This is a genomic window from Nocardia fusca NBRC 14340, assembly GCF_001618425.1.
GTDB classification, from domain to species: Bacteria; Actinomycetota; Actinomycetes; order Mycobacteriales; family Mycobacteriaceae; genus Nocardia; species Nocardia fusca.
On sequence record NZ_BDCU01000018.1, the window covers coordinates 515,164 to 525,863 of the forward strand.

The 10,700-nt window shown below is 71.8% G+C and carries 6 protein-coding genes and 1 pseudogene; 3 read left to right on the forward strand and 4 right to left on the reverse strand.

Translation table 11 applies throughout. The features are described from left to right. Nucleotides 1-11 precede the first annotated feature (11 nt). Nucleotides 12-470, reverse strand: a complete 459-nt coding sequence (locus NF4_RS11640; RefSeq protein WP_198165302.1) for a MaoC family dehydratase — start codon at nucleotides 468-470, stop codon at nucleotides 12-14. 332 nt (nucleotides 471-802) lie between these two features. On the opposite strand from NF4_RS11640, the gene NF4_RS11645 reads away from it, so the two are divergent. Further along, nucleotides 803-1,540, forward strand: a complete 738-nt coding sequence (locus tag NF4_RS11645; protein WP_063127411.1) for a sulfite exporter TauE/SafE family protein — start codon at nucleotides 803-805, stop codon at nucleotides 1,538-1,540. A 24-nt stretch (nucleotides 1,541-1,564) separates the two neighbouring features. On the opposite strand, the pseudogene NF4_RS11650 reads toward NF4_RS11645, so the two are convergent. The 3 genes and pseudogenes from NF4_RS11650 to NF4_RS11660 all read right to left on the reverse strand — a co-directional run. Beyond that, nucleotides 1,565-2,286, reverse strand: a pseudogene (locus tag NF4_RS11650) (zinc-binding dehydrogenase); the annotation flags it as partial. Between the two features lie 371 nt (nucleotides 2,287-2,657). Beyond that, nucleotides 2,658-3,728 (reverse strand): DNA glycosylase AlkZ-like family protein, encoded by a 1,071-nt coding sequence (locus NF4_RS11655; RefSeq protein WP_063814560.1) that lies wholly within the window; start codon nucleotides 3,726-3,728, stop codon nucleotides 2,658-2,660. Between the two features lie 85 nt (nucleotides 3,729-3,813). After that, entirely contained in the window at nucleotides 3,814-5,322 is a 1,509-nt protein-coding gene (locus NF4_RS11660; protein WP_063127267.1) for an SDR family oxidoreductase, read from the reverse strand. Nucleotides 5,323-5,627: 305 nt separating this feature from the next. On the opposite strand from NF4_RS11660, the gene NF4_RS11665 reads away from it, so the two are divergent. Further along, nucleotides 5,628-10,256, forward strand: coding sequence for a cation-translocating P-type ATPase (locus tag NF4_RS11665; protein WP_157120187.1), 4,629 nt, complete (start codon nucleotides 5,628-5,630; stop codon nucleotides 10,254-10,256). Nucleotides 10,257-10,320: 64 nt separating this feature from the next. Next, nucleotides 10,321-10,605 (forward strand): hypothetical protein, encoded by a 285-nt coding sequence (locus NF4_RS11670; RefSeq protein WP_063127269.1) that lies wholly within the window; start codon nucleotides 10,321-10,323, stop codon nucleotides 10,603-10,605. The last annotated feature ends 95 nt before the right edge of the window (nucleotides 10,606-10,700 follow it).

The following is a 10,700-nucleotide window of genomic DNA, read 5'->3' on the forward strand; positions in this document are numbered from 1 at the left end:
GGGAGGCCGGGTCAGAACACGACCCGGCTCACCGCCTCCGCGATCAATGCCGGCTTCGACCCACCCTCGATCTCCACCGTGTGTTGAACGACCAGCTGCAGCGCACCGCCGGACACCTCGGCCGCATCGGCCAGCACGGCCGTGGACCGCACCTTCGCGCCCACCGGCACCGGGCTCGGGAACCGGACCTTGTTCGAGCCGTAGTTGATGCCCAGCTTGGCGTTCGCGAAGCCGAAGATCTGCGACCCGAGCAGCGGCAGCAACGACAGCGTCAGGTAGCCGTGCGCGATGGGCCCGCCGAACGGACTCTCCCGCTTCGCGCGCTCGGGATCGACATGGATCCACTGATGATCTCCGGTGGCCTCGGCGAACTGGTCGACCATTTGCTGGGTGACCTCCACCCAGTCGCTCGTGCCCAGGGTCTCCCCCACCGCGGCGAGAACTTCATCCTTGCCGGTGAATGTGCGCACTGTCCGTCTCCTCGGGTTCGTGCCGCGCCGTCGCGGCATCACCTGTTCCCCTAATAGGTATTCCGCACTTCGGACAGGAGTTCAAGCCTTTAAGAGACATTTTCTACATTCGTCGCAAATTCCGTGGTGGCGACACATACGCCCCGGCCATCGGGCAGCCGCGGCCCCTCGCAACGGTAACCCGTACGACCGTTATGCTGCGGCAGATCGTCCCCGGCACGATCCGGCAACGGCGCCGCGACGACCGGCACACCGAGCGGTGTCCCGACCGTCCGACCCCCGACCTCGGCGGCGCCGCCCGCCGGCCTGGCGTTCCACGAGGAGATCCGCTCTTGACCGTGCTCACCTTCTGCCTCGTCACGGTCGCCGGATTCTTCGCCGGGCTCGTGGGATACGTGACCGGGATCGCCTCGCTGATCTCGTATCCGGCCCTGCTCGCCGCCGGACTCTCGCCGGTCTCGGCCAATGTGACCAATACCGTTGCCATGGTCGCCGTCGGAGTCGGCTCGACCGCGAAGGCGGGCGCGGCAGTCAAGGACAATTCCCGGGCGCTACTGGTTCACGCCGGTTGCGCTGCCCTCGGCGGGCTCGGCGGCGCCGCGCTGCTGCTCACCACCTCGGCGGAGATCTTCGCCGCCGTCGTCCCCTTCCTCATCGCCATGGCCTCGGCGAGCCTGCTGCTCCAGCCCAAACTGCGTGAACTCGCCGGCGGCCGGACCTTCCCCCGGCTCTACCCACTCGCCACCGCCGTCGTCGCCCTCTACGGCGGCTACTTCGGCGCGGGGGTCGGCGTCATGTTCCTCGCCCTGATCCTCGTCTGCACCTCGGAGACCATCTGGCGGGCCAGTGTGCTCAAGAGCGTGCTGACCGGTGTCGCCAACCTGGTCGCGGCCGTGGGTTTCGCCGTCTTCGGGCCGGTGCACTGGCTCGCCGCGCTGGCCATGGGCCTGGGCGCGTTCGCCGGCGGATGGTACGGGCCACCGCTGGTCGCCCGCCTGCCCCCGACCGCCATGCGCATCGGTGTCGCCCTGTGCGGCTTCGGGCTCGCCGGCTATCTCGCGATCACCTGACCGGGCCGATGGCCGGGGCCCGGCTCACGCGGCGGGGTCGAGCACCACTTTGACCACGCCGTCCTGCTTGGCCTGGAACATCCGATAGGCCTCCGGCGCCGCCGACAACGGCATCCGGTGGGTGGTGAACGAATCCACGCCCAGCGGATCGCTGTCGTCGAGCAGCGGCAGGATGTCGTCGGCCCAGCGCTTCACATTCGCCTGGCCCATCCGCAACTGGATCTGTTTGTCGAACAAGGTGCGCATCGGCATCGGATCCACCGTCCCGCCGTAGACACCGATGATCGAGATGGTGCCCCCACGCCGGACGATATCGATCGCGGTGTGCAGCGCCGCGAGCCGGTCCACACTCATGGTGTCCATCGCGGGCGCGCCAGCCGCGTCGGCAGATACGACGCCATACGCTGCGCCGTAGCGGCCAGCGGCGACCCATGGGCCTCCATCCCGACCGCCTCGATCACCGAATCGGTGCACCGGCCCTCGGTGCGGTCGCGGATGGCATCGGCCAGTCCGTCACCGACCGCCCGCAGATCGATGGTTTCGATACCGCGCGCGGCGACGCGGTCCAGCCGCTCGGGAACAAGATCCACCCCGATCACCCGGAACCCGCGATGATGCGCCACCCGGGCGGCCATATCGCCGATCGGCCCCAGCCCGAGCACCGTCACCGACCCGCCCTCCGGAACGCCCGCGTACTCCACGGCCTGCCACGCGGTCGGCAGCACGTCGGACAGGAACAGGTAGCGCGTATCGTCCGCGTCGCCCGGCTCCCGGATCCCCGGATCCGGCACCTCCTCGACCGATACGTCCCGCTTACCCTGCCAGGTCACCGCCTTCATCTGCGCCACCTCCGGACTCGAGTACTGCCGCCCCGGCAGGACGAGTGGGCCGCGATCCGGTCGGGAGCGCGACTGCCGGGGCCGACCGTCGGCGGCTACCCGCGACCTCCCAGGACAAACCGGCAACCCCCCAGGCGTCGGCCGCTCCGGCCGCCGCGGGCAGCAGCGGCTCGGCCTGTTTCGGGGCATCGGGGGTCCACTCCCGAAGCGGCTCTACGACTTTTCCGTAGAAGTCGTCGACCGAGGAGGTCACGCTGGTGAGGAAAGTCGCCGCCGAATCAGTTCGGGCCCAGGAAGGTGTGCAGGCGTTGGATTTCCGCGTCCAGGGCGGTGGCGAAGGCCCGGCCCTTCGGAGCGCCGTCCACAAATCCGACCTCGACCGCGCTGCCCGGACCCGCACAGTTCGCCCAGCCGATCACGCGGTCGCGCCACAGCATGGGCATCGCGTAGTACCCGCGGACCCGCTGGGCGACGGGGGTGTAGGCCTCGAACCGGTAGTCCCAGCCCCAGATCCGGCCGAAACGTTTCCGGTCCCAGACGAGGGGATCGAAGGGCGCCAGGAAGCGGACCCGTGCCTGCGGCGCGCGCTCGGCGGGCTCCAGATCCGACGGCCACAGGTAGCGGACCCCGTCGACGGTCAGGGCGGACAGTTCACCGGTGGCCAGGAGTTCGCGGATGGTCGCCGAACCGGTCGCGCCGCCGATCGGCCGGACGATGCGATTGACCGTAGCGGCGAGGGTCGATTCGGTGGCAGGGGCGAGCGTACGCGCCACCCGCAGCGCGAGGACCCGCCGGCGCTCGGCCGGGTCCAGGGTGATCTCCGGGAGCTCGGCGATCTCGTAGCGGCGGATACCGGAAACGCGGTCGGCCACTCGTAGCAGCCCGTAGCGATGGAGCTCCTCGAGCGCGACGGTGGTGGCCGACGAGGTGCCGCCCCATGCGTTGACCACGCCGCGGTGCCCGAAATGCGCTTGCAGCTCGCGCGGGTGCACCACGCCGCGTTCCCGGACGAAATCCAGTACCGCCACCGACTGCCCGGTGTGCGGGAACTCGCCGTCGGTACCCCGCGGGTGGTGGCGGGGATGCAGGTAGGGGCGCAGCCGGGGGACGGTGTAGCCGTAGGCGTAGAGGAGATCCTCGTCGATTCCGAGTGCGCGGTAGTCACGGTCGAGATCGCCGGCCCGGTAGCCGCGCACCCGATGCCGCAGGATCAGGTCCTGCGCCCGGGCGGGCGAACGGATGGGGTCGGCCTGCACGAACTCCAGTTCGGCCAGGGCCTCGGCGAGTGAGCCCGGACTGCGCGGCAGTGACCAGGCGACGGCGTGGGAACGCAACCATGCCAGTGACATGGGGCCGAGGGTATCGGCGCCCTCCGACATCGTGCCGCGCCGCCCGCGCCCACCCGCCTCGAAACAGGTCGTGAAAAGGCAGGATTCAATGCTCTCCCCGGCCCGGGCGGTGCCGCGGACTCGGCACGCCGCCGCGACCACCGGCCGCCTTCTCGGCCGCGCCGGTGATGTTGCGGGTCATCCCGCCGAAGACCACGGCGTGGAAGGGCACGATCGACTTCCAGTACAGATGCCCGGCCAGCCCGTGCGGCTCGAATACGGCACGTTGCCGGTAGAGCGCGCCGGCATCTCCGTTGCCGGGCCGCACTTCCAGCTCGAGCCAGGCCCGGCCCGGCACCCGCATCTCCGCGCGCAGGCGCAGCAGGGTGGGCCGTTCGATCCGCTCCACCCGCCACCAGTCCAGCGCCTCCCCCTCGTGGAGCCGGTGCGGGTCACGCCGGCCCCGGCGCAGTCCGACCCCGCCGGCGAGGCGGTCCAGCCAGCCGCGTAGCGACCAGGCCAGCGGGTACGAATACCAGCCGTGTTCGCCGCCGATCGACTCGATCACCGTCCACAGCACGGCCGGGTCCGCGCTCGTCGGACGTTCCCGGAGGTCCTGATAGAGAGATCCGCCCGACCACGCCGGATCCGTGGGCAACGGCTCGGCGGGCGCGGGCCCGGCATCCGACCAGCGGGTCGGCACATCCGAATCCCGGATGCGGGTCAACGCCAGTTCCACGGCGCGCCGGACCCCGGTGAGACCTCCATCGGGGTCGGGGATGTGCGCGGCGATCTCGTGCTCGGCGCATACGACATCGTTGACCAGGGATTCCATCAGGGGAACCGCGATCGCCCGGGGCACCGGCGTCACCAGGTTCACCCACTGTGCCGACAGCCACGGCGTCAGCACCGGCACCGGCACGATCACCCGCCGCGGCAACCCGGCCACCTGCGCGTACACCCGCATCATCTGTTCGTAGGTGAGGACATCCGGCCCCCCGATATCGAAGGCGCCGGTCACGGTGGCCGGGAGTTCCGCCGCCCGGGCCAGGTAGTACAGCACATCCCGGACGGCGATCGGCTGGATCCGCGACCGTACCCAGCGGGGGGTGACCATGGCGGGCAGGCGTTCGGTGAGGTAGCGCAGCATCTCGAAACTGGCCGAACCCGAACCGATCACCACCGCCGCCCGGAACACCAGCGCGGGCACGGCACCGTCGAGCAGGATCCGGCCGACCTCCGCGCGCGAGGACAGATGCCGGGACAGGTCCTGTCCGGCGGGCGCTATCCCACCGAGGTAGACCATCCGGCCGAGCCCGGCGGCCGCGGCCTCCCGGGCGACGATGGTCGCCGCCTCGCGGTCCACGGTGTCGAAATCCGAGCGGGTCAGCGAATGGACCAGGTAGTACAGGACCTCCTGGCCTGCCAGCGCCGTACGCACATCCGCGGCGACCGTGACATCACCGCGTACGATCTCCACCCGGTCGCGCCACGGCGCGTCGGTGAGCTTGCCCGGAGTCCGCGCGAGCACCCGCACGGTATGACCGGCGCGCAGGAGTTCCGGTACCAGGCGACCACCGAGGTAGCCGGTGGCCCCGAACACCACACAGCGCATGGGACTCCTCCGTCGGTTGCCGGTGACCACGGCCGGGTCGAGAACCGCTGCTGGGCGCTCACCGCGACCGCCGTCTCGCGGCCCGCGCCGTGCCCTGCCGAGTACGTGGGTCCTGCCCACCGCACTCTTGCAGGCTAGCCCGGGAGCGGCGCCGCGGGCAGGGCGACACCGCCGCACCCGGACACCGACTCACACTCGATACCTGCCGCCGCGACGGTGCTCCGAGCGGCGGATATGCCCGGTCGGCAGCGTTTGACCGGGCCTGCGCAGGGTAGGCGCCACCTATGGGTCCCTCTGTGCGAAGCATGCTGTCTCCCCGCTTGTTGACCGCTCCGGTTTCCACCGCGGCCGCGGTGGTGCGCGCCGGAACCGGCCGTGCCGTCGGCACTGGCGTCCGGGCGGTCGAGGCGCCGTGGTGGGCGGCGGAGAAGGTCGTCACAACGGTCGCATCCGGTCTCTCCACGCTCGAATCCGACGAGTCGGCGAGTCTGCGCGACGATCTGGCGGCACTGATCGACCCCCGCGACCGCCGCGCCCAGCGCCGGATCGAGGTGACCGAGGACCACGCGACCATCGAGGTGCGCGGCCTGGACAACGGTCAGGGATCGGCGGTGACCCGCTCGCTGGAACAGCACCTCGGCCGGCTGCGCGGAGTGGAGTGGTGGCGGGTCAACGCGGTCACCGGCCGGATCGTCACCGCGCTGTCCAGCGGCGCCGATCTGGAGAAGTTGCTGGAGGCGGTGGAGGAGGTCGAAGAGGAGTCCGATGTCGCCGATACCGGCTGGAGCCGCGCCGCCGAATTCCCGGCCGACCGCGAACCCGTCCTGGCCGCGGCCATCGAGGTGGCCGGTGATGTGTGCGCCATCGCGGTGTCGGCCGCGGGCGCGGTGCCGCCGCTGCGCGGACTGATGCGAAGCGTGCGCGCGGTGGCGGCGTTCACCGACGCCCAGCCCCGGCTGCGCGCGCATCTGGAGCAGCGGCTGGGCAGCGCCCGCACCGACATGGTCCTCGCCATCGCCAATGCCGCGGGGGCCGCGCTGGGTGAGGGCGCGGCCGGCGGCGTCACCAACCTGCTGGCCGATACCGTCCAGCGCGGATTCATCCTCACCGAGGCACTGGCCCGTCGCGGGCAGTGGCAGGTGTGGGAGACCGATATCGTCGACGCCGAGCATTTCGGGGTTGCCGAGCCGTTACCGCCCTATACCCGGCCCGCCGATATGCCGCGGGGCCCGGTGGAACGGGTCGCCGACGAGACGGCGGCCGCCTCGCTGGCGGGTGCGGCCACCCTGGCCGGTCTGGGCCGGATAGGTGACGTTCCGGACGCACTCATGCTGGGTGCACCGAAGACCGCGCGCGCCGGACGGGAAGTGTTCGCCGCGACGGTGTCCACCGCGCTCGCCGGTGCCGGCGTGCTCACTCTGCATCCGGCGGCGTGGCGGCGGCTCGACAGACTCACCGCTCTGGTGGTCGACGGCGAAGCGCTGGCCACGTCCGGGCGGATGGTGCTCGAGGTGGAGACGACCGGCGAGGGCTGGCCGGCGGCGCGGGTCTGGAGCACCGCGCAGCGGCTGCTGTGGGCCACCACCGACGAGGTGGCACCGGCGGACCGGAAGGCGGTGCGACTGGTGCGCCCCGATTCGGGGGCTCCCGACCGCGGCGCCACCACCCGCCCGGTCTGGCGCGAACTGCGCGAGGGTGAGCGAGTACTCGGCCGCGTACTGGTCGGGCGGGAGCTCGACCCGCGGGCGCATGATGTACTGGGCACAGCCCGGCGGGCCGGGCTGCGGGTGGTGCTCGCCGGCCACCGGGACGCCGGCGAGCTCCGCAGCCTCGCCGATGAATTCGTGAACGCCCAGGGCTCCCTCAGCTCCCATGTCCACCGGCTCCAGAAGCAGGGGCATGTGGTCGCGGTGCTGGCCACTCGCGCGCACAAGGCGCTCGACCACGCCGATGTCGCGGTCGGCATCGTCGGCTGCGAAGGCGGCGGTATCCATGTGCCCTGGTCGGCCGATCTGCTGTGCCGGGACCTGGGCCAGGTGCAGCGCACCCTCGCCGTGGTGGGGCCCGCCCGGCAGGTCAGCGAACGCGGCCGCACGCTGGCGCTGTCGGCGTGCAGCCTGACCGGGCTGCTGCTCGCGGCCTCACCCGCCTCCCGCTCGCGGACCGCGCCCATGATCGCCGCGAATTTCGCCGGCCTGTTCAACGGCGCGGTGGCCGGTGCGCGCGCGGTCCGCCCCCGACCGTCCGCCGAGCACGCGCCGCAGCTGCCCTGGCACGCGCTGGAACCGGACGAGGTGCTGGCCCGGCTACCCGAACCGGCACCACCGGCCGACCGCGCCACCGACGAACCCGCGAACCGCGGCGCGGTAGCGGCCCGGCTGTCGTCACTGACCGATTTCCTCGGCCATATGCGCCGGGAGCTGGCCGATCCGCTGACTCCGATCCTGGGTGTCGGCGCCGCGGCGACCGCGATTCTCGGCTCACCCTCCGACGCGGTACTGCTGTCGTCGGTACTCACCGTGAACGCGATGATCTCCGCACGCCAGCGCCAGGCCGCCGAGAACGAGTTGTTCGACCTCATCGAGGGCGAGCGATTGTCCGGGCGGGTGATCGACCGCGCCGATATCGACGCCGAGAACCCGGCCGTCGCGGATCTTCCCGCCGACTGCCTGCTGGTCGGCGATGTGTTCACGATCCGTGCCGGTGAGGTGGTGCCCGCCGACGCCCGGCTGTTGCGCGCAGAGGATCTGGAAATGGACGAGTCCGGGCTCACCGGCGAATCGGTGACGGTGCCCAAACAGGTCGAGGCCACGCCGGGTGCGGCGCTCGGCGACCGCGCCTGCCTTGTCTTCGAGGGCACGACGGTGGTGAGCGGGTCCGCGGTGGCCGTGGTCGTCGCGGTCGGCGCCGATACCCAGGCGGGCCGCGCCACCGCGGGCGCGGTGCCGCCGGAGAAGGGCGGCGTCCAGGCGCAGCTGCGGGCCCTGACCGATCGCGCGCTGCCGCTCACCCTCTCCGGCGGCGCGATCGTGACCGCGCTCGGCGGTCTCCGCGGCCGCGCCCTACGGGCGGCGATCGCCGACGGGGTGGGTGTCGCGGTCGCGGCGGTACCCGAAGGGCTGCCCCTGGTCGCCACCGTGGCGCAGCTCGCCGCGGCACGGCGGCTGTCCCGCTACGGCGTGCTGGTCCGCGCCAACCGCGCGGTCGAGGCCCTGGGCCGGGTGGACACCCTGTGCTTCGACAAAACCGGCACCCTCACCGAGGGCCGGTTGCGGCTGACCGCGCTCGCCGACCTGGACGAGCAGTGGGAGCCCGGCAGCGACAGCGATGCCGCCCGGCGGCTGCTGCGGGCCGCGGCACGCGCCTGCCCCGACCCGGACAACGGGCCGGTCCTGCATGCCACGGACCGGGCCGTGCTGGAGGCGGCCGCCGAGATCCTGGGCGAGGACGCGCACCGGTGGGACCCGATCGACGAGATACCGTTCGAATCCAACCGGGGGTACGCGGCGGCGTTCGGCCGGACCGCGCACAAACTGCGCCTGGTGGTCAAGGGGGCGCCGGAGGTCGTCCTGCCCCGGTGCACCCGGCTCCGCGGTGGCGCGTCCGGTAAGACGGACCGGGCGTTCACCGACGGTCAGCGCGAGCGGGCCGAGGCCGCCGTGCACGATCTCGCGGAACAGGGTCTGCGGGTGCTGGTGGTCGCCCGGCGCGACCTGTCCGATCCACCCGACGATGTCGAGGACGTGGTCGAGGGACTGACCCTGATGGGATTCCTCGGGATCGCCGATACGCCCCGGCCACAGACTCCGTATCTGGTCCGCGCGCTCGAGGACAACGGTGTCGGGGTCCGGATGATCACCGGCGATCATCCGGTCACGGCGGCGGCCGTGGCGCGTCGGCTGGGTATCACCGTCGACACCGTCACCACCGGCGCCGACCTCGACGAACTCGACGACTCCGCGCAGACCGAACTCATCGAGCGCAGCACCGTGTTCGCCCGCGTCGATCCCGAGCAGAAGGTGCGTATCGTGTCCGCGCTGCGCCGGACCGGGCATGTGGTGGGTATGACCGGCGACGGCAGCAACGACGCCGCGGCGATCCGCACCGCCGATATCGGGATCGGGATCGCCGCGCACGGTTCGGCCGCCGCCCGCAACGCCGCCGATCTGGTTCTCACCGAACCGGATCCGCGGGCGCTGCTGCACGCGCTGGTCGAGGGCCGCAGTATGTGGCAGCGGGTGGCCGACGCGGTGGCCGTCCTCGTGGGCGGTAACGCGGGCGAGGTCGCGTTCACGCTGTTCGGTACCGCCGTCGGCGGCCGCGCTCCGCTGGGGACCCGGCAGTTCCTGCTGGTGAATCTGCTGACCGATATGTTCCCCGCGCTGGCGCTCGCCCTGGCCGGCGATCAGGAGACCCCCGAGCCCGACAACGATCCGCACTGGGTCGAGCAGCGCGCGGGCCAGCTGGCCGCGATTCCCCCGGCCAGTCTCGGCGCCGACCTGCTGCGCACCATCGGGGTTCGCGGGGTCGCGACGGCCACCGGCGCCTCGGTCGCCTGGATGGCCGGTCGCTACACCGGCACCCGGCGCCGTGCGGACACCATCGGTCTGGTGGCGCTGATCGGCACCCAGTTGGGTCAGACTCTGGTGGCGGGTTACCGCAGCCCGCTGGTCTGGCTCACCACCGCCGCCAGTGGCGCGGTGCTGGGGGTGATCGTGATGACCCCCGGTCTGGGAACGTACTTCGGCTGCACTCCGCTGGGGCCGGTCGGGTGGACGATCGCGAACACCTCGGCGCTCGCCGCGACCGCGGGAGCGACGGTACTGCCGCGGCTGCTGCCCGGGATGGAACAGGACGGGCAGGCCGACGCGGTCCCGGCTTCCCGCGAACTCGAGGAGTCCCCGACGCGAGCGGAGACGCCGCAGTACGCTTGAGAGTTCGCGGCGCCGGACCCTGCGGTCCCGGATCTCCGGTGGGGCCACCCCCACCGGAGATCCGGTGGCCTGCTCCCTCGAACGCGGTATCGCCGGCGAGAAGTATGAGCGTATAACGCAGACGCAACCCCACCCCACGTTGGTGCTCGACACCCCGGACGAGCCGCCGCAGACTCTGCTCCGGGCCGTCCTGCGCGCTCCGGTAGAGGCCCGGACGTGGAAGCAGTTGCTGTACCTGGTCGTGGTGTTCGTACTCGGCTGCGCCGCCGTGTGCTACCTGTTCATCGGAATCGGCGGCGGCCTCTACCTCTCGGTGTTCCTGGTGGGATTCCGGTGCTCGCGCTGGTGATCCTGGGCGGTCGCGTCTGGGGCGATATCTATCGGCACCCGCCGTACCGCTTCGGCCGCCGCGTTTCGGCCGGGGACCTCGAGGGCCGGGCGCAT